The sequence below is a fragment of the Arthrobacter sp. C9C5 genome (assembly GCF_013359735.1).
Lineage (GTDB): Bacteria > Actinomycetota > Actinomycetes > Actinomycetales > Micrococcaceae > Arthrobacter.
Map to the genome: position 1 here is coordinate 193,816 of NZ_JABFMX010000003.1, position 18,099 is coordinate 211,914.

Annotated in this window: 16 protein-coding genes and 1 pseudogene; 7 read left to right on the plus strand and 10 right to left on the minus strand. The window is 69.7% G+C overall.

Annotation, left to right across the window (positions count from 1 at the left end; translation table 11 throughout):
• Window positions 1–40: 40 nt before the first annotated feature.
• From HNO80_RS03665 to HNO80_RS03675, 3 genes are all read right to left on the minus strand, one after another.
• Window positions 41–1,066 (minus strand): type IV toxin-antitoxin system AbiEi family antitoxin domain-containing protein, encoded by a 1,026-nt coding sequence (locus HNO80_RS03665; RefSeq protein ID WP_175321471.1) that lies wholly within the window; start codon window positions 1,064–1,066, stop codon window positions 41–43.
• A gap of 137 nt (window positions 1,067–1,203) precedes the next feature.
• Window positions 1,204–3,942, minus strand: a complete 2,739-nt coding sequence (topA, locus tag HNO80_RS03670; protein WP_175321472.1) for a type I DNA topoisomerase — start codon at window positions 3,940–3,942, stop codon at window positions 1,204–1,206.
• 169 nt (window positions 3,943–4,111) lie between these two features.
• On the minus strand, window positions 4,112–4,774 hold the full coding sequence (locus HNO80_RS03675) for an ArsR/SmtB family transcription factor (protein WP_175321473.1): 663 nt from the start codon (window positions 4,772–4,774) through the stop codon (window positions 4,112–4,114).
• A 186-nt stretch (window positions 4,775–4,960) separates the two neighbouring features.
• On the opposite strand from HNO80_RS03675, the pseudogene HNO80_RS03680 reads away from it, so the two are divergent.
• Window positions 4,961–6,103: pseudogene (locus HNO80_RS03680) on the plus strand (MFS transporter); the annotation flags it as partial.
• Between the two features lie 90 nt (window positions 6,104–6,193).
• Here HNO80_RS03680 and HNO80_RS17900 read toward each other — a convergent pair.
• Both HNO80_RS17900 and HNO80_RS03685 read right to left on the minus strand, forming a co-directional pair.
• Window positions 6,194–7,831: a DUF7059 domain-containing protein gene (locus HNO80_RS17900; RefSeq protein ID WP_349627193.1), complete on the minus strand. Its 1,638-nt coding sequence runs from the start codon at window positions 7,829–7,831 to the stop codon at window positions 6,194–6,196.
• A gap of 57 nt (window positions 7,832–7,888) precedes the next feature.
• Window positions 7,889–8,644: a MerR family transcriptional regulator gene (locus HNO80_RS03685; protein ID WP_175321475.1), complete on the minus strand. Its 756-nt coding sequence runs from the start codon at window positions 8,642–8,644 to the stop codon at window positions 7,889–7,891.
• A gap of 298 nt (window positions 8,645–8,942) precedes the next feature.
• On the opposite strand from HNO80_RS03685, the gene srmL reads away from it, so the two are divergent.
• The 4 genes from srmL (at window position 8,943) to HNO80_RS03705 (ending at window position 11,816) form a co-directional block, all read left to right on the plus strand.
• Window positions 8,943–10,100, plus strand: a complete 1,158-nt coding sequence (gene srmL, locus HNO80_RS03690) for a PheS-related mystery ligase SrmL (protein ID WP_175321476.1) — start codon at window positions 8,943–8,945, stop codon at window positions 10,098–10,100.
• A 68-nt stretch (window positions 10,101–10,168) separates the two neighbouring features.
• Window positions 10,169–10,624, plus strand: a complete 456-nt coding sequence (locus HNO80_RS03695) for a DUF6023 family protein (RefSeq protein ID WP_175321477.1) — start codon at window positions 10,169–10,171, stop codon at window positions 10,622–10,624.
• Between the two features lie 40 nt (window positions 10,625–10,664).
• A complete protein-coding gene (locus HNO80_RS03700; protein WP_175321478.1) occupies window positions 10,665–11,210 on the plus strand; it encodes a hypothetical protein in 546 nt (181 codons plus the stop codon).
• Between the two features lie 63 nt (window positions 11,211–11,273).
• Window positions 11,274–11,816 carry a DUF6023 family protein gene (locus HNO80_RS03705; protein WP_175321479.1) on the plus strand — a complete coding sequence of 181 codons (543 nt, stop codon included), beginning with the start codon at window positions 11,274–11,276 and terminating at the stop codon, window positions 11,814–11,816.
• Window positions 11,817–11,916: 100 nt separating this feature from the next.
• Here the strand turns inward: HNO80_RS03705 and trhO are convergent, their stop codons facing one another.
• A complete protein-coding gene (trhO, locus tag HNO80_RS03710; protein ID WP_175321480.1) occupies window positions 11,917–12,813 on the minus strand; it encodes an oxygen-dependent tRNA uridine(34) hydroxylase TrhO in 897 nt (298 codons plus the stop codon).
• Between the two features lie 152 nt (window positions 12,814–12,965).
• Here trhO and HNO80_RS03715 point away from each other — a divergent pair, with 152 nt between their 5' ends.
• Together HNO80_RS03715 and HNO80_RS03720 are read left to right on the plus strand one after the other, a co-directional pair.
• Window positions 12,966–13,658 carry a GNAT family N-acetyltransferase gene (locus HNO80_RS03715; RefSeq protein ID WP_175321481.1) on the plus strand — a complete coding sequence of 231 codons (693 nt, stop codon included), beginning with the start codon at window positions 12,966–12,968 and terminating at the stop codon, window positions 13,656–13,658.
• Window positions 13,659–13,729: 71 nt separating this feature from the next.
• Window positions 13,730–16,144 carry a DEAD/DEAH box helicase gene (locus HNO80_RS03720; protein ID WP_349627195.1) on the plus strand — a complete coding sequence of 805 codons (2,415 nt, stop codon included), beginning with the start codon at window positions 13,730–13,732 and terminating at the stop codon, window positions 16,142–16,144.
• 12 nt (window positions 16,145–16,156) lie between these two features.
• Here HNO80_RS03720 and HNO80_RS03725 read toward each other — a convergent pair whose 3' ends face one another.
• The 4 genes from HNO80_RS03725 to HNO80_RS03740 all read right to left on the minus strand — a co-directional run bounded on the left by HNO80_RS03725 (window position 16,157) and on the right by HNO80_RS03740 (window position 18,076).
• Entirely contained in the window at window positions 16,157–16,546 is a 390-nt protein-coding gene (locus HNO80_RS03725) for an Rv3654c family TadE-like protein (RefSeq protein WP_175321541.1), read from the minus strand.
• A complete protein-coding gene (locus HNO80_RS03730) occupies window positions 16,546–17,061 on the minus strand; it encodes a TadE family type IV pilus minor pilin (protein ID WP_502707803.1) in 516 nt (171 codons plus the stop codon). Before HNO80_RS03730 ends, HNO80_RS03725 begins: the two co-directional genes overlap by 1 nt.
• Window positions 17,058–17,357, minus strand: coding sequence for a DUF4244 domain-containing protein (locus HNO80_RS03735; RefSeq protein WP_175321482.1), 300 nt, complete (start codon window positions 17,355–17,357; stop codon window positions 17,058–17,060). Before HNO80_RS03735 ends, HNO80_RS03730 begins: the two co-directional genes overlap by 4 nt.
• A 140-nt stretch (window positions 17,358–17,497) precedes the next feature.
• The gene (locus HNO80_RS03740) at window positions 17,498–18,076 is read right to left on the minus strand and encodes a type II secretion system F family protein (RefSeq protein ID WP_175321543.1); all 579 of its coding nucleotides are present in this window, start codon (window positions 18,074–18,076) and stop codon (window positions 17,498–17,500) included.
• Window positions 18,077–18,099 lie beyond the last annotated feature (23 nt).

Genomic DNA, 18,099 nt, shown 5'->3' on the forward strand with positions numbered 1-18,099 from the left:
CACCGCGAGCCCGGCTCAAAGCCGCGAGCAGACGGCAATCTCAGCGCCCGAGCACCCGCAGCAGCCTCGTCTTCAGCTCCTGCTCGCGGAACAGGTCCCGCCATTCGACCCGGATGAACTTCCAGCCCAGTTCCATGAGGGCCTTCTCACGGCGCCGCTCGGCAAAAATGGCCTCCGCGGTGGGGGCATAGTCGAAGTATTTGCCGCGGCCGTCAAACTCCAACGCCACGCTCCGCTCCGGCCACGCGCAGTCCAGCCTGTATTTCCCCAGCCGTGTCCGGACCTCGAACTGGAGCTGCGGAGCAGGAAGCCTCAGTCGCCTGACCAGGTCTCGGACGAGGGTTTCACCCGGCGACTCGGAGAGCGGATCGGCATGGGCGAGCACCTTCTTCAGCGTCGCGACACCCGGCGCTCCGCGAAGCCGGGCGCACTCCAGTTCCAAAGCCTCCCGGCTGGCACCGAGTCGCAGGGCATGGTCCATCAGAATCAGTCCCTGCGAATAGTTCAGGACGAGGCAGCTGTCCACGGCCGTTCGGGCCAGCGACGTAACGCGATGCCCTGCCACGTGCACGATGTCGGCGGGAGCCAGCGAACGGGTATGCGCCTTCACGTCGCTCGCGTGGCCACCGGACGACGGGAGAAACGGCACCGTGAGGTGGATGGTGTCGCCTACTTGCCATAGAAAGAGGCCGTGGAGCCGGGCTGCCGTGGTGTGGCTGAAAACGTAGGTGCCCGTTGAGCTCGTCAGGCGACGGTGGGCGTAGGCTTCGATCCGGCAGCGCGAGGCACCGTTCGCATCGAGCGCTGCCCAGAAAGAGCGGCGGACGTAGCAGCCGCGGCGCAGTTTGACGAGGGCGCCGTCGGCAGTCAACTGCAGGATCTGCCGCGCGGACAGACCTCGGTCCAACAGTTCCTCGGTGCGCCACAAGTTGACGGCTTCGGGAAGCGTTGTGCTCAGGGTTGCTGTCGAGAGTTCCGGGGCGGGTGTCAGCGGACGGGCCGACCCCGCGGAACCGTCCCATACGGCGGCGAGGGGATCCTCAGGCTGGGCAACGGGGTAATCCATGGCGCCAGCCTGCCGCCGCCGCTAGCCCTCCGAAAGTCCGTGAAGCACTCATGTGCACAACGACTCGCGGGTTCCGTCCGCCGTCGGCGTTTTCTGACGTCGAGCTGGGAAGGAACCCGCGAGCGGAGCGAAATGACCTACTTCTTGGCGGCGGCCTTGCGGGCGGGGGCCTTGCGGGCCGTCGTCGTACGCTTGACCGGGCCCTTGGCCCGCTTTTCGGCGAGGAGTTCGACGGCGCGTTCCCGGGTCAGTTCCTCAATGGCGGTGCTGCGCGGCACCGTGATGTTGGTGACGCCGTCGGTGATGTACGGACCGAAGCGGCCTTCCTTCACCACGATGTTCTTCTCCGAGACCGGGTCCGGGCCGAACTCCGCCAGCGGTGGGACGGCGGCGCGGGCGCCGCGCTGCTTGGGCTGCGAGTAGATCTCCAGCGCCTGTTCCAGCGTGATGGTGAAGATTTCCTCCTCCGAGCCGATGGAACGGGAGTCCGTGCCCTTCTTCAGGTACGGGCCGAAGCGTCCGTTCTGCACCGTGATGGGGTTGCCGTCGGCGTCCTGGCCGAGCACCCGCGGCAGGCTCATCAGCTGCAGGGCCTCATCAAGGGTCACGGTGTCCACGCTCATGGAGGCGAACAGCGAGCCGGTGCGCGGCTTGGCCTTGACCGGCTTCTTCGGCGGCTTCGGCTTGCCGTTCTTGTAGTACTCCACCGGCTGGTTGGCGAGCTGTTCCTCGGTCATCTCCGGGATGATCTCGGTGACGTAGGCGCCGTAGCGGCCGTTCTTGGCCACGACGGTGTGCCCGGTGTGCGGGTCCGTGCCGAGCACGCGCTCCTCCGGGGCGGCGGTCTCCATCAGCTCGACTGCCTTGGCGGCGGTGAGCTCGTCCGGGGCCAGGTCCTCGGGGACGTTGGCGCGGGCGGACTCGATGACTTCGCCGGTCTTCGGGTCCACGGTGGGGACGGAGCTTTCCAGGTACGGGCCGAACTTGCCGACGCGAAGCGTGATGCCGTCGGTGATCGGGATGGAGTTGATTTCGCGGGCGTCGATCTCGCCAAGGTTGTTGACGATGCTCAGCAGGCCGGGCTCGGAATCCTGACCGAAGTAGAAGTGCTTGAGCCAGGCGGGTCCGGCTTCCTGGCCGTTGGCGATCTTGTCCAGGTCGGCTTCCATGTCGGCCGTGAAGTCGTAGTCCACGTAGTCGTGGAAGTGCTGTTCGAGCAGCCGGATCACGGAGAATGCGATCCAGCTCGGGACCAGCGCGGAGCCTTGCTTCCGGACGTAGCCGCGGTCCTGGATGGTGGAAATGGTGGAGGCGTAGGTCGACGGGCGGCCGATGCCCTTCTTTTCCAGTTCCGCGGTCAGGGACGCTTCGGTGTAGCGCGGCGGCGGCGAGGTTTCGTGCCCGACGGCGACGATCTCCGAGGCGGTCAGCGCGTCGTCCTTCGCCACGTTGGGCAGCCGGCGCGCCTCCTCGGAGTCCTCGTCCCCGCGGCTCTCGTCCTTGCCTTCTTCGTAGGCCGCGAGGAACCCCGGGAAGGTGATGACGGTGCCGGAGGCGGAGAACTCTGCGTCCCGGCCGGCCGCCGCGCCACCCACGGTGACGGCGCCAAGGCGGATGGTCGCGGTGGAGCCCTTCGCATCGGCCATCTGCGAGGCGACGGTGCGCTTCCAGATCAGCTCGTAGAGGCGGAACTCGTCGCCGGAGAGCTGCTTGGCCACCTGCGCCGGGGTGCGGAAGGAGTCGCCGGCGGGGCGGATGGCCTCGTGGGCTTCCTGCGCGTTGGCCGCCTTTCCGCTGTAGACGCGGGGCGACTGCGGGACGTACTCGGGGCCGTACAGCTCGGAAGCCTGGCGCCGCGCGGCGGTGATGGCCTCGTTGCTCAGCGCATTCGAGTCCGTACGCATATAGGTGATGTAGCCGTTTTCGTAGAGCCGCTGGGCCACCTGCATGGTGCTCTTGGAGGAGAAGCGGAGCTTGCGGCCGGCTTCCTGCTGCAGCGTGGAGGTGGTGAACGGCGCCGCGGGACGGCGGGTGTAGGGCTTGGTGTCGACGGAGCGGACGCGGAAGTCCGCGTCCTGCAGGCCGGCGGCAAGGGCACCGGCGAGTTCCTCGTTCAGGTGCACGACGCCGCGCGAGGTGAGCTCGCCGTCGTCGTTGAAGTCCCGGCCGCTGGCGACCTTGGAGCCGTCGACGGCGGCCAGTTTGGCCTTGAAGGAGCCGGACTCGGCGCCGAACTGGCCGGTCAGGTCCCAGTAGGCCGCGGACTTGAACGCCATCCGTTCGCGTTCGCGGTCCACCACCATGCGGGTGACGACGGACTGCACACGGCCGGCGGAGAGTCCGCGGGCCACCTTGCGCCACAGCACCGGGGAGATTTCGTAGCCGTAGAGGCGGTCCAGCACGCGGCGGGTTTCCTGCGCATCCACGAGGTCCTGGTCCACGTCGCGCAGGTTGTCCATCGCGCGGTGGATGGCTTCCTTGGTGATTTCACCGAAGGTCATCCGGTACACGGGGACCTTGGGCTTGAGGACTTCCAGCAGGTGCCACGCGATGGCCTCGCCCTCGCGGTCCCCATCGGTTGCGAGGTAGAGGGCGTCGGCGCCCTTGAGCTGGGCCTTGAGTTCGGCGACCTTTTTCTTCTTGTCCGGAGACACCACGTAGTACGGCTTGAAGTCGTGTTCAATGTCGACGGCGAACTTGCCCAGCGGCGTTTTCTTCAACTCTGCGGGGAGCTCCGAAGGCTGCGGCAGGTCGCGGATGTGACCGATGGAGGCCTCAACGATGAAACCTTCGCCCAGGTACTTGGCGATGGTCTTGCTCTTGGCGGGAGACTCCACAATCACGAGTTTCTTGCCGGTGGGGGCCTTGCTTGGCACGGTGCTCCTACAGAAAAAGGTTGCTCGGGCAGATGCGCCCATACCCGCCTAGTTCACCATATTTTGCAGATTCCCGCGCATCCGGGTGCAAAAGTCAGGCTCCCGGGCACGTCTTGCGGACGTAACGAAGCACCCCCAGTTGCGGCCTTCGGGAGCGCCGCACGGCCGCTCAGGAGGCCGGCGCGGCCTTGCCCCGGTCGTCCGGAATCATCGACCACATGGTGGCCATCCGGACCGCCCCCTCGGGCACCCGGTCCGGGTCCTCGAGCTCGTAGTCCTTCAGCAGATCGAAGAGCCTCTCGTTCAGCTCCCCGGCCTGGGCCGGGGTCAGGTGCAGCAGGCTGCTGGCCAGCACCACGGCGGAGGTGCCGTCCACGGCTTCGCCGCGCTGGCGCCGCTCGTCCCGGGTCCTGGCGTAAGCATTGACGCGCCGGCGGTAGGCGTCCAGCTCCAGGTCCAGCACGGCGAATTCCGGACTGGCCACTCCCCCGCCCGAATTGATGGTGAAGTCAGTGCCGGCCGCTTTCCAGCGGCGTTCGCGGGCATCGCCGGCGGTGGCCGCAGGCACCACGATGCCCCACTTCTGCAAGGCGCGCAGGTGGTAGCTCATGGCGCTCGGCGTGAGGCCGGTCTGGGCGGCAAGTTCGGTGGCGGTCCGGCTCACCTGGGTGGAATACAGCTCGGAAATGACCTCGAGCCGCGCGGCGTGGGCCAGTGCCCGGATCGCCTTCGGGTCGGTGATTTCGACCTTCTTTTCCGGACGCGGCCTGCGCTTGGCGGCCGGAGCGGCGGTGTCGGCGGGGCCGACCGCCTTTGGGGTTTCTGCATTCACGCTTCCAGTCTACCGAGGCCCGCCAAACTATGAAAGAAATGCTTGACACTACCTCCAGCGGCGGGATACCTTGCGGTTATGAAACAGATACTTCATAAAGTGCGCGGCGCATCCGACGAGCCTTCACTCTGGCGCAACCGCGACTTCCTGCTCGCCAGCAGCTCCCGCTTCCTGGCGACCGCAGGCATGGGCGCCGTCGTCGTCAGCGTCATGCTGCACCTGCAGAACGTTGCGGCGGACGGCGCGGCGCCGGCTGCCGGGCCGTGGCTCGTGGCGGCTTACCTGCTGTGCTCGGCGCTGCCGCTGGTCCTGCTGGCGCCGTGGGCGGGCCGGCTCGCCGACACGCGTGATTCCCGCACGCTTGCGACGGCGTCGTCCGCGGTCAGCGCCGTGGCCGTGGCGGGCATGGGCTTGAGCCTGCAGTACGTGGACAACCACATGCCCGTGCTGTTCGCCATGACGTTCCTGCTGGACGCCGCGCAGGCCGTGGCGGGGCCGACCTGGCAGGCGCTGCTGCCCCGGATCGTCGGCGAGGAGCGAACCCCGAGGGCGATGGGCACCATGCAGGCCACCATCATGATCGCGGGAATGGCCGGCCCGGCTGCGGGGGGCCTGCTCAGCGGCTGGGGCGGCTCGGGGCTGGTGTTTGCGGTCGCGAGCGGCTGCTATCTGGCCATGGGCGCCGGTGCCCTGCTGATCCGCACCCGGCGCGGTACCGCGGCCGAGCTGGCCGGCCGGGAAGCACCGGCACTGCTGGACGGCCTGCGGCTGATCCGGCGGGACAGCCTGGTCTGGGCGCTGGTGCTCGGGGCGTTGTTCTTCATTGTCGTCGGGGAGGCCACCAACGTGCTGGAGGTCTTCCTGGCCCGGGGCGAACTAGGCGCCACCGAGACCCAGTACGGGCTGCTCGCCGCGGCGTTCGGGCTCGGCATGGCGGTGGGCGCGGCGCTGGCGGGACGGATCAAGACGCCGCCGGCCCGGCTGCGGGTGTTGCTCGCCGACATGGCCCTGACCTCGGCCTTCCTGGGAGTGATGGGGCTGGTGCCCACCGTGGAGCTGCTGTTCGTGGCCTACACGGCGATGGGCACGGCCTGCGGCGCCTTGAACGCCTGCTTCGGTGCGATCGCGATCCTGCGCATTCCGGAAAGCGGGCGGGGCCAGGCGATGGCAATCATCGGCGGCATGACCCGCGCCGTCTCCATTGCCGCCCTGGCCATCGGCGGCCTGCTCGGCGCACTGCTGCCGGTCCGGCTCAGTTTCCTCATCACCGGGGCGGGCGGCGTGCTCGTGGCCCTCGCCGTCGCCGCCTACGTGCTGCCCCGCTTCGGCCGCGAAGGCGCAGCGCCGGTCGCGACGCCGGGCGCGGTGCCGCGCGCGACGCCGGTGCCGGTGCCGGTAGCGGTGCCGCCGTCGTCCTTCTTAGGCGGGGAGCAGGAAGCCGTCGCGCACCAGGTTCCCCACCTCGTCGAGGAGCCCCTGCCGGAACGCCGCGCTGTCGTATCCCTCGTAGCCGCCCAGCAGGGCGTCCAGGGCGCCGATGATCTGCCCGACGGAGAGCTCGCCGTCGCACGCTGAAACAAAGCCGGCCAGCTCGGTACTGAGCAGGTTGGTGCGGCGCAGCCCGGCGCCCTGGCGCAGCAGGATCACGCCGGGGTGTTCGGCGCCGGGGCGCTGGTGCCGTTCCTCGGTGACGTCGTCCGCAACCAGCAGGTGCGCGGATTGCAGCTCGTGGGCGGCCAGCCAGTCGGCGCGCTCGACGGCGGCGCCCAGGTGCGGGCCGACGGGCTGTTCGATCGGGTAGGTGATCTCCTCAAACCGGGAAATCACCGGCCGGGCGCCGGCCGCGGGGCGCCGCAGCCAGATCATCCCGAAGCCGATGGCCTCCACGTTCCGCGCGGCAAAGTCGTCCAGGTAGGCGGCATAGGAGTCCTGGTAGAGCCGCCGGTCGCGGGCCTCGGAGGCGTCCTGCAGCCAGGTTTCGGCGTACTGTTCCGGGCTGACCTGCTCGCGCTGGATGAACCAGACGTCCGCGTCCGGGCTGGCCCAGCTTCGCGGCCGGTCGGCCCACGCGGCGCCCGCCGGGATCTCCCAGTTGCCCAGCAGCTGGGCTGTGCCGCCGGGGGCGAGGACCGTGGGGAGGTCCCGGACCAGCGCGGCGACGATGTCATCGCCCGGCAGGCCGCCGTCGCGGTAGGTGAACTGGTCCGAGGCGGTCTCCCCGGCCCCTCGCGGGGTGATGACGAACGGCGGATTGGAAACAACGAGGTCGAACTCCTGCCCCGCCACCGGATCCAGCAGCGAGCCCAGCCGCAGGCTCACCCGGGCCTCCGGCTCGGCGGGATCCAGGTGCAGCACCGCCGCGTTCAGCATCAGGTTGAAGCGGGTGAACGCCAGCGCCCGCTCCGAGATGTCGGTGGCGGTGACGTGCTCGGCGTGGTGCAGGAGGTGGAAGGTCTGGATGCCGCAGCCGGTGCCGAGGTCCAAGGCGCGGGCCACGTGCCGGCGGGCGGTGACCTGCACCAGGGTGGTGGACGCCTGCCCGATCCCCAGCACGTGGTCGTGCCGCAGCACGCCCGGGCGCTGGTGGGCGGCCAGGTCGCTGGCCACCCAGAGCTCGGCCCCGCCGCTGCTGACGGTATCTTCCCCGGACGTTCCCTCCCAGCCGTACGGCCGCAGATCCACCTTCGCCTGAACCAGGCCCTCCGCGGACGGCTCCACGAGGCCCAGTTCCAGCAGGCCCGCCGTGCGGATGCCGGGCAGTGCGGCGTCGAGGGTTCCGGCCGGCTGCGGCTCGGCCAGCAGCCACAGGCGGACGACGGCGGCGAGCGCCGCCGTCGTCGTCCCGCCATTGACGGCGGCCTCGGTCGCGATCAGCGCGGGGATGAGCTGGTCCCGGCCCAGGGCCGCGTGGGCGGCCGGGCCCAGGAGCTCGGCCACGCCGTCGACCGTGTAGCCGATGGAACGGAGGTCCGCGGCGAGCGCCTGGAGCAGGTCCGGGAAGTCGCTGCGGGGAGCGTCGGGGGTGTTGCCGGCCGTGAAAAGCGTAGAAGGAGTCACCGGACAAGTTTAGGCGCGGGGCCTGCCGGCCCCCGCCGTATCGGAGGTGCTCCTGCGTCAGAGGTTCTTGTTCGCGTAGGCCCGCAGCGCGTCCCGCACGAACGCCGCGCCGGCGGGCCCGCCGTAGTTCGCGGCGAAACGCGGATCTGCCACGTACATGTCGCCGAGACCGGACACGTATTCCTTCACGTTCCCGCCGCCTGCCGCCGGGGTCCCCGGAATACCGGTGAGCCATTCGACCTGGCGCCGTGCGAGGTCCTGCGCTTCCGGACCATCCGGGTACGCACCCGATTCCGCCGCGGCAATCCAGTCCAGGCCCAGCTGCTTGGACCGCTGTTTCCAGGCGTCCTTTTCGGCGGCACCCATGCCGCGCCACCAGGCGTCGCCCTGCGCGTACGCGGCCGTGCCCCAGCGTCCCTCCACCTCGTCCTTGTGCTGCGTATGGTCGAAGCCGTCGAACATTTTCTCTGCCATGAGTTCCTTTCCTGCCTTGACTTCCCTGAGTGTGTGTTGGACCGAGGCGATCTGCCGCGCCAGCCTGTCCTGCTCCTGGCGCAGCCACTTGAGGTGGCCGGCCAGGGCGCGTTCCGCCTCCCCCTCGCGGGCGAGCGCCTCGGCAATCGCCGGCAGGCCGAGGCCCAGTTCACGCAGAAGCAGGATGCGCTGCAGCCGGAGCAACGCGGCCTGGTCGTAGTACCGGTAGCCGTTTTCCTCGGTGCGACTGGGCTTGAGCAGCCCGACGGCGTCGTAGTGGCGCAGCGTCCGGCTCGTGGTGCCGGCGATCTTCGCGATCTGCTGCACGGACCAGTCCATGGCGCCCCTCTCGTTGACCCTCGAACGCCCGCGCTATCCGGCCGCTACCCCGAGCCTAAATGTTGACGCCGCGTCAAGGTCAAGGGTGCTTCTTACCGGCCGGCCGTGCCGTTGCGCCGGGCATGCCCTGACGTACGATGGACCCATGCACACGCAGCAGCGATTTATCAGCCCTCGGCCGCTTCCCGGCCGCACGGGCTTCTTGACGCGCACCTAACTGCGGCCGCGGGGGTCCGTCCGGCGCAGCGGCTGAGGGTGATTTCCCCCTCTCCGCCCCTGGAACCCAAGGACCCCCGCCATGAAGACGTACCTTTCCCTGCCCGAGCTCAATTCCGCCCTTGCCGTGCGCGATCTGTCCGATCCTGCCGCCGGACCGCACGCCATCCAGTTGCTGCTGGCGGAGGTGGTGGACGGGGTGCAACGGCTCTGGGATATCCCGGCCGCAACGCACCGCCACAGGCCCCTGGTGGCCACCGCCGACAATTACGACCGCTTAGGCTACTCGGCCGACGACGTCACCCGCGACTCACGCTATTCCCGCCATGTCAGCCCCACCGTGATGCTCCGCAGCCACACCTCGGCCGGGGTCCCCGCGCTGCTCGATACCCTCCGAGGCGAGCTCGGCCGCTACGACCGGCTGCATGTATTGCCGGGCCTGGTGTACCGCCGCGACGCGGTGGACCGCACCCATGTCGGCGCCCCGCACCAGGTGGATCTGTGGCGGCTCAAGGCCCGGGGACTCCTCGGTCCCGCGGAACTGCACGCGATGATGGCCGCGGTGGTGGAAGCAGTGCTGCCGGCCGCGCAGTATCCGGATGTCCAGTGGCGGGCCACGCCGTCGGAGCACAGCTATACGGCGCTGGGGCAGCAGCTGGACGTGCTGCTCACCCTGCCCGACGGCCGCCGGGAGTGGCTGGAACTGGCCGAATGCGGGCTCGTGGCGGCGCGGGTCCTGCGCGGGGCCCGGCTGGATCCCCGGCGGTGGGCAGGGCTCGCCCTTGGCCTGGGGCTGGACCGTGCGCTCATGCTGCGCAAGGGGATCCGGGACATCCGGCTCCTGCGCTCGGAGCATCCGGAGGTTCAGGCGCAGCTGCAGGACCTGCAGCCGTACCGGCCGGTGTCGGCCATGCCGGAGGTCCGGCGCGACCTGTCCCTGGTGCTCGGCAGCGCGGAAGAGGCCGACGTCGAGCTGCTCGGCGACCTCGCCCGCACCGCACTCGGCGCGGACGCCGAGATCCTGGCGGCCCTCGAGATCCGGGCCGTGACGCCGGCGGCGGCGCTGCCGGCGTCCGCCGTCGAACGCCTCAGGCTGGGCCCGGACCAGGTGAACGTGCTCGTCAGGCTGGTCCTGCAGCCGCTGGACCGGACGCTGACGGATGAGGAGGCCAACCGGCTGCGCGACAGGGTGTACCTGGCCCTGCACCGGGGACGGGTCCTGGAGCTGATTGCCGGCTAGCGGCCGCGGGACGACGCTGGGGCGGGGACGGGGCAGTGACCGGGCGCCCCGGCGGGTAAGTTGGAGGCATGCTTTTCGCTCTGCCCTCGCCCTCCCGCCCCCGCGCTTTCGGACGCGTCTTCGCCGCCGCGGCCGGCGTCGCCGTCGTCCTGGGAGCCTCGGCGTGCTCCGCCGGGGGCTCCATCGAATCCGCCGACGTGAACGCCTGGAAAGCCACCGCCATGCCGTCGGCCAGCGGAATCGTCCTGGCAGATGCGGGCAAGATCCTTAACCGCGACCCGGTCGCCAAGGAGGCCAGCGTCCCGGCCGGCAGCTACACCCTGACGATGAGCTGCGACGGCGGCGGCAAGGAATTCTTTGAGGTCTCCCTCGACGGAAACCACCTCACGGAGGCCGGTGCCGCCTGCAACGGCAGCCGGGAAACCGCCAGGATCAAGGTGCCCGCCGCGGGCACGCTGAAGATCAGCGCTTCGAGCGTGGACGCGCCGCTCATCTTTGCCTACCAACTGGTGGCCGCAGCCTGATGTGACTTGCGCCGGCCGGAAGCGTAGCTAGGCTCGGGGCATGGTTGCTGCTGGGGGTAAGCAAAGGGTCCGCGCCTGCGCGCCGCTGATCGCACTGGCGTTTCTTGCGGTGGTGGGGCTGGCTGGCTGTGAGGTCGCGGACGACGTCGGGCTCCCGGCGGCCGACGCCGGGCCATCGGTCCGGTCGGCCGCACCGCTGCCGTTTCCGACGCAGGACGTAGCTAATGCCGCCGAAGCGGCCAAGAACACGACGGAAGTTCAGCGGCTCCTCGGCCCCCGGCCGAAGAACGAACTGACGTCGGCATTGAGCGGGATCGGGTTCCGGCAGACCATGCACGGCACAGCCAAGGGCCTGTATGGGGTGACAGTGGCCTGCGCCGGTACGCCCACCGCGCTTTTGACGGTTACCCAGGTTGACCGCCGGGACGGGACAAGGCTCACGCTCAACGTTCCGTGCGGGCGCACCGTCCAGGCGACCGTGAAGCTGGAGTCCGGGCCGACCACGGTGCAGATTGACCCGCTGTCAGCCGAGCCCGCTCCAGGCGCCGCCGTCGCGATCCGGCTCGAGCGACTGCCGACCCCCTAGTGTCGCGATCCCGTGGGCCTGCCTGCTCTGGCCCGCCGTGGCGGCCGGGCTTAAAGTCGGAGTATGCCCACCGCGCAGGCACCCCTGCCGCTGCGGTCGCGCGGCGCGCTCACCGCCGTCGTGCTGGCCGTCGCACTGGCGTGCACTTCGGGGCTGGCCGGTTGCGAGTATGAGTACGACGACGGGCTTTCCGCCCGTGACGCGCCGTCGCAAGCGACCACGTTCACCGATGCCGCCCTCCCCCAAGACCCCGACCTGAACCGGCCAGTGACCGGGCCGGAACTCAAACACTGGGTGACGGAAGTGTTACCGGAAACCCAGGGCCAGGTCTTCCATACCGGCTACGGGCTGCTGGACGCCAGCGCGACGCGCAATGAGACCACCACGCAGCTGCCGAGCGGGACCTATGCCCTGACCCTGGTCTGCCGAAGTGCCCGGCGGGTTTCGTTCACCATCGTGGACAAGGAGAGCATTCTGGTGGACTTGAGCCTGCGGTGCGGCACCTCGCGGGTGAACGTGGTGCAGCTCGGGGCGGACACGGTGCTGAAGGTACGGATCGGGTCCCTGTCGCCGGCGAATTTCGCGTACCGCGTGAGCCGGATCTGAGCCTGCGCCGTCAGGAGCCAGTGCGCTCAGGCGGGCGTGTGTCGCCAAGCGGCCGCGCGCGTCTTCAGGCGGCGGCGCAGCCGTCCGGGCAGCAGCATCCTCAGGCGGCGGCGCAGCCGTCCGGGCAGCGCAGCGTCGCCGGGTCCGAGGCGCAGTCGGCGCAGTACAGCGTCAGGGTGCGGCAGCTGGGGTTGGAGCAGTTCTCGAACTTGCTGGTGGCCGCCGCGCAGCGGACGCACTGGCCGATGGTCTTGGCGTCCTCGCTGAACTCCAGGTGCATCCGCTTATCGAAGACGTAGAGTGAGCCCTCCCAGAGCCCCTGGTCCTTGAACGCCTCGCCGTAGCGGACGATCCCGCCGTCGAGCTGGTAGACCTCCTTGAAGCCGCGGTTGACCATCAGGCTCGAGAGGACCTCGCAGCGGACGCCGCCGGTGCAGTAGGTGACCACGGGCTTGTCCTTGAGGGCGTCGTATTTGCCGGAGTCGAGTTCCTTGATGAAATCGTGGGTCGTCGCGACGTCGGGGACAACGGCGTCCTTGAATTTTCCGATCTGGGCTTCGAAGCCGTTGCGTCCGTCGAAGAACACCACTTCGTCCCCGGCCTGCTTCTTCGCTTCCACGAGCCGGTGCAGTTCCTCGGGCGCAAGGTGCGTCCCGCCGCCGACGACGCCGTTTTCGTCCACCTTGAGCTCCCCCGGGGCGCCGAAGGAGACGATCTCGTCGCGCACCTTGACGCTCAGCCGGGGGAAGTCCGCGGCACCGCCGTCGGACCACTTCACGTCGATGCCGCGGAAGCCCTTGTATTCGCGGGTCGTCTTGACGTACTGCTTGACGGCGCCGATCTCGCCGCCGACGGTCGCGTTGATACCGTCCTTGGAGATGATGATCCGGCCGGTCAGCCCGAGCTTTTCGCAGAGGGCGCGCTGCCAGAGCCGGACGGCGTCCGGGTCCGCGATCGGGGTAAAGCCGTAAAAGAGCACAATTCGATTCAAAGCCACGCATTTAAGCGTACTGGGCGGGGCAAAACCCGGCGCCGTCGGCCGACGGCGCCAAGGGGTTACCCGCGAGCCACTGTCACAATTGCGTAAGCAAGCGGCCTCGCGGATCCCGGCCTCTGTTGCTTGCGGCGGGGCTGGAATACGCTCGTGTCATGAGTCTTGACGCCATGGTTGACGACACCACCCACCTCCTCGAGGTCTGGGTTGCCGGGTGGGCCGGTTGCCGGGGTTATGAGACCCGCAGGGAGGGCCGCTTCCCCGCGGCGCTGAGGGCGGACACGACCCACGAATGGGAATATTTCGCCCATGACCCCTCCGATGCCGAGTTCGCGGAGCTGGCCGCCAAGACCGCCGAGGTCCCGGCCCGGATCCTTACGATCCTCACCAACGATGTGGCTCGCTACACCGCCTTGGCCGAGAAGAACGGGCTGAACGTCACCTCGGCGTCGCAGACCATGATGATCGTGGACATGGAAACCCAGGACGCCGAGGACCCCTGGCTTCCGGACGACGATCTGCGCTGGGTGCCGTCGACCACGGGCGGGGTCCACCATGCCGTCGTCTACGCAGGCGAAGAGGTGGCCGCCAGCGGGCGGGTATTCGTCGCGGACCACACCGCCGTCTTCGACAAGATCGTCACCGAGCCCGGGTTCCAGCGGCGCGGACTCGGCAGCTTCATCATGCGGGCACTGGCCGCCCAGGCGTTTGAACACGACGTCGAAGGCGGGCTCCTGCTGGCCTCCCTGGACGGCCAGCAGCTGTACTCGCATCTCGGCTGGACCACGGTATGCCATGTGCTGATGCTTTCCGCCTCGGACGAGGGCGCCGACCTCTCCGTGGGATGAGCGGGGCACGGGCCCAGGCAACGATCCGCGCCCCCGCCGGGCGATTTGAGCCCGGGTGAAACAATGTTGGAGTGAATCCACATGAGTCCCTGATCCCGTTGCTGGGCCGCGGCCCGGACCCGGAACAGCTGCGGCATGTGCGCACGATTCCCGCCCGGAAGGCGGTCAATGAACCGTGGCCGGAGTGGGTGCACCCCGACTTGGTGCAGGCCTACGGCTCTCTCGGCATCCACGAGCCCTACCGCCACCAGGTGCAGGCCGCCGAACTGGCCCACGCGGGCGAACATGTGGTGATCGCCACCGGCACCGCCTCCGGCAAGTCCCTGGCCTACCAGCTGCCGGCGCTGGATGCGGTCCACCGCTCCGAGCTGCGCGTCCTGGCCGACCCCGGCAAGATCCACGACGACGGCGCCGTCACCCTCTACCTCTCCCCCACCAAGGCCCTGGCCGCCGACCAGCTGGCCGCCATCCGCTCGCTCAAGCTGCCCACCGTCCGCGCGGAAACCTACGACGGCGACACCGACCCGGCGTCCCGCCGCTGGATCCGGGACCACGCCAACGTCATCCTCGCCAACCCGGACATGCTGCATTTCGGGATCCTGCCGAACCACACCTGGTGGGCGCGGTTCTTCCGCCGGCTCCGCTACGTGATCGTGGACGAGGCACACAGCTACCGGGGCGTGTTCGGCTCGCACGTGGCCAACCTGATGCGACGGCTGCGACGGATCTGCGCCTACTACAGCCCCGGCACGTCCCACCCCGGGCCGGTGTTCATCGCCGCATCGGCCACCGCATCCGACCCCGGCACCTCCTTCGGCCGGCTCATCGGCGCTCCGGTCCGGGCGGTGTCCGAGGACTGTTCGCCGCACGGCGCCACCACCGTGGCGTTCTGGGAACCCGCGCTGACCGAGCTGCGCGGCGAAAACGGCGCCAAGGAACGCCGGACCGCCGTCGCCGAAACCTCGGACCTGCTGGCCAATCTGGTCTCCTCCCGGATCCGGACCATCGCGTTCATCAAATCGCGCCGCGGCGCCGAGACGATCGCCTCCATCACCAAGCGCCTCCTGGACGAAGTGGACCCCAGCCTGCCGCAGCGGGTGGCGGCCTACCGTTCCGGGTACCTGCCGGAGGAACGGCGGGGTCTGGAAAAGGCGTTGCGTTCCGGCGAGCTGCTGGGCGTATCGAGCACCTCCGCGCTCGAACTTGGCATCGACATCTCAGGGCTCGATGCGGTCCTGGTCGCCGGCTGGCCGGGAACCCGGGCGTCGCTATTCCAGCAGATCGGCCGGGCGGGCCGCGCCGGACAGGACGCCATTGCCGCCTTCGTCGCGAGCGACGATCCGCTCGACACCTACCTGGTGAACCACCCGGAGGCGATCTTCGATGTCTCGGTGGAGGCGACGGTCTTCGACCCCTCCAATCCGTACGTGCTGGGCCCTCACCTGTGCGCCGCGGCGGCCGAACTTCCCCTGGGCTATGCGGAGCTGGAGCTGTTCGGCCCGACAGCCGAGAAGCTGCTGGACCAGCTGGTTGCCCAGGGCTACCTGCGCAAACGCCCCGCGGGCTGGTTCTGGACCCACCCCCAGAGCGCCGCGGCCATGGTGAACCTGCGGGCCGACGGCGGGGGTCCGGTGAGCATCGTGGACGCCGACACCGGCTCCCTGCTCGGCACCATGGATTCACCCCAGACCCACTATCAGGCGCACACCGGCGCCATCTACGTTCATCAGGGCGAGAGCTACGTCGTCGAGGATTTGAACGAAGGCGAGCACTGCGTCGTGGTGCGCCGGGCCAACCCCGACTACTACACGACCGCGCGCGACGTGACGCAGATCGAGGTCCTGGAGACACTCCGCACCACGCAGTGGGGGGACGTCGCGGTGCACTTCGGTGACGTGAAAGTGACGACACAGGTGGTCTCCTTCCAACGCAAGGCGCTGATTTCGAACGAGATCCTCGGCGAGGAACCGCTGCAACTGGGCGCCCGGGACCTGTTCACCAAGGCGGTGTGGTTCGTGATGGACAACCGCTCCCTGACGGGCGCGGGGCTGATCGAGGCGCAGTTCCCGGGCGCTTTGCACGCGGCCGAGCACGCGGCCATCGGGCTGCTGCCGCTGGTGGCGTCCAGCGACCGGTGGGACATCGGCGGCGTGTCCACGGCCATCCACGCCGACACCGGGGTGCCGACGATCTTCGTGTACGACGGCCACCCCGGCGGGGCCGGCTTCGCCGAGCGCGGCTACGACAAGGCCAGGGTGTGGCTCTCCGCGACGCGCGACGCCATCAAGGCCTGCGAATGCGAGTCGGGCTGCCCGTCCTGCGTGCAGTCGCCCAAGTGCGGCAACAAGAACAACCCGCTGGACAAAGACGCCGCCGTCACGCTGCTCGAGATGCTGCTGACCGACGCCACCGATCTTATGGGCGGCCCTGCCGAGGAGCAGGGGGCAGCCCCGGCCGCCGGGCACGTCATCAGCCAGCCAGGCTAGGCCGGCACCCGCTTACCGGACCCCGAACGCCGGTCCGGTGCCCTCGGCCGGCGGAGGTCCGGCCCTCGCCAGGCCGGTGGCCGGACCGAACACCGTGCGGGCTCGCAGTTCCGTGCGGACCTGGACGGTGTCGCCGGGTCCGACCAAACAGCCCACCAGCCGCGCATCATGGCGGCCGGCGACGTCGGCGGCGACGGCACACGGCTCGCCGGCGGAGAGTCCACGGGCGGCATCCGCGGCCGCGAGTGCCGCCAGATCCGCCGCCGCCGCGGCTTTCGACGCCATCACCGCGGCCTGGCCGAGCAAGACGACAGCGGTCATCGCCAGCAGCAGCACCATCCCCAGGCCCAACGCCAGGGCGCTGCCCGCCCCCAGTTCAGGGTCCCGCATCACGGCCGGCATCACGCGCGCCAGCCCAGGGCGAGATCCGCCGTCGCCGGAGCGGAGAGGGCGGGCGCGTCAGAGGATTCACTCCTCGCCCACGCTTTCGCGGTGAGGGTCCACGGAACCAGCGGACCCATCGCACCGCTGACGGTTCCGGACACCGTGACGCTGAGCCAGACCCCATCGGACGCCACGGCAGCCAGCGCCGAATCCCCGGCCAACTGGCGGACGATTCCGCCGACGACGGCGGCGTCCTCACCGCGCGCGAGCGCCCTCGCACCGGCCCGCGCGGCTTCCTCAAGCCGGAGTTGCGTCAACCCCGCGGCGGACCCTGCCAGCAACAACCCCAGCAGCAGCACAACGGCTGGCAGCGCGACGGCGAACTCGGCCGTGACCGCGCCCCGGGCCGCCGCTGCGACTCGGGCCGCGCGGGACCCCGGCTTCGATGCGTCCAGGTGCTTCGGAAAGCGCCATCCCGGTTGCGCGGACGCCTTGGCCGGGGCCGCCGGCGCACTCCGGGAGCCCCTGGTCACGGCAGTGCCAGCGCCGTGCGGATAAGGTTCAGCAGGAACCCCCGGACCTCGTCGCTGCGCATGATCAGCACGAGCAGGCCGGCGAAGCCGACGGCAGCCAGAGTGGCGATGGCATATTCAGCCGTTGCCATCCCCGCTTCGGAACCGGGGAGGTTTTTCCATCTGCGTGCCGGCCGGGAAACGTCCCGCACCGGTGGTGCCTGCCGGGCGCCGGGATAGATTTCCCGCACCTCCGCGGTTCCAGTGTCGGCCTCCGCACGGACGGGGCCAGCGGGGGCGTTTCGGTGGAGTGTCATGAGCTTTCCTCTCAGGTGATGCCGGCGCAGTTGCCGGCTGATTCCAATGTCGCGCCCACGCCCGTCGCCGGTAAGGGCGCTGCGTGGCCAAGTGGACAACTTCGGCTGTGGAGGACGAGTCGACGCGCCGGGGACAGCCGTCAGGAGCCATGCGGCACCATCGCGAGCAACACCGGCACAATGCCCAGGCACACGAAGGCGGGCAGCGAACACAGCCCCAGGGGGATGACCAGCTTCACGCCCAACGCAGCGGCCCGCTGCTCGGCGGCGCGGAAGTGTTCGCGCCGCAGCCGGGCGGCCTGCGCATAGAGGATGGCCGACGACGGCACGCCGGTCAGCGCGGCGAAACCCAAGGCATCGCGGAGGGCCAGCAACTGTTCGGGGATCGCGCGGGAATTCCGCCACGCAGTCTCCCAGTCGGCGCCGATCGCGAGGGCGGAGACGACCGGAGCCAGCGGGCGCCCGATCGCGGGGTCGGCGCGGATGGCAATCAACTCCAGCGAGCGCCCCAGCCCGGATCCGGCATCCAGCATGGCACCGATCAATTCCAACATCATGGCCGGATCACGGAGGCCGCCCACCTGATGCGCCGCCGCACCAGTGCCGCCGCCGCTCGGGGCACCCGCGGGCGCCCCGCCAGGCGGACGCCGGCCCAGCCGCCTCCAGCGCAGGCCCGCGCGCCGCTGGTCTGCGAGCGCCACGATCACCGCGGCCGCCATGAGCGCGGCCACCGCGGGACCGC

Coding starts and splice junctions, on each gene's coding strand:
- HNO80_RS03705 (WP_175321479.1), top strand. CDS start 11,274: ATGCCCACCGCGCAGGCACCCCTGCCGCTGCGGTCGCGCGGCGCGCTC.
- HNO80_RS03685 (WP_175321475.1), bottom strand. CDS start 8,644: ATGGACTGGTCCGTGCAGCAGATCGCGAAGATCGCCGGCACCACGAGC.
- HNO80_RS03695 (WP_175321477.1), top strand. CDS start 10,169: ATGCTTTTCGCTCTGCCCTCGCCCTCCCGCCCCCGCGCTTTCGGACGC.
- HNO80_RS03740 (WP_175321543.1), bottom strand. CDS start 18,076: ATGGCGGCCGCGGTGATCGTGGCGCTCGCAGACCAGCGGCGCGCGGGC.
- HNO80_RS03665 (WP_175321471.1), bottom strand. CDS start 1,066: ATGGATTACCCCGTTGCCCAGCCTGAGGATCCCCTCGCCGCCGTATGG.
- HNO80_RS03715 (WP_175321481.1), top strand. CDS start 12,966: ATGAGTCTTGACGCCATGGTTGACGACACCACCCACCTCCTCGAGGTC.
- HNO80_RS03700 (WP_175321478.1), top strand. CDS start 10,665: ATGGTTGCTGCTGGGGGTAAGCAAAGGGTCCGCGCCTGCGCGCCGCTG.
- srmL (WP_175321476.1), top strand. CDS start 8,943: ATGAAGACGTACCTTTCCCTGCCCGAGCTCAATTCCGCCCTTGCCGTG.
- HNO80_RS03735 (WP_175321482.1), bottom strand. CDS start 17,357: ATGACACTCCACCGAAACGCCCCCGCTGGCCCCGTCCGTGCGGAGGCC.
- HNO80_RS03725 (WP_175321541.1), bottom strand. CDS start 16,546: ATGCCGGCCGTGATGCGGGACCCTGAACTGGGGGCGGGCAGCGCCCTG.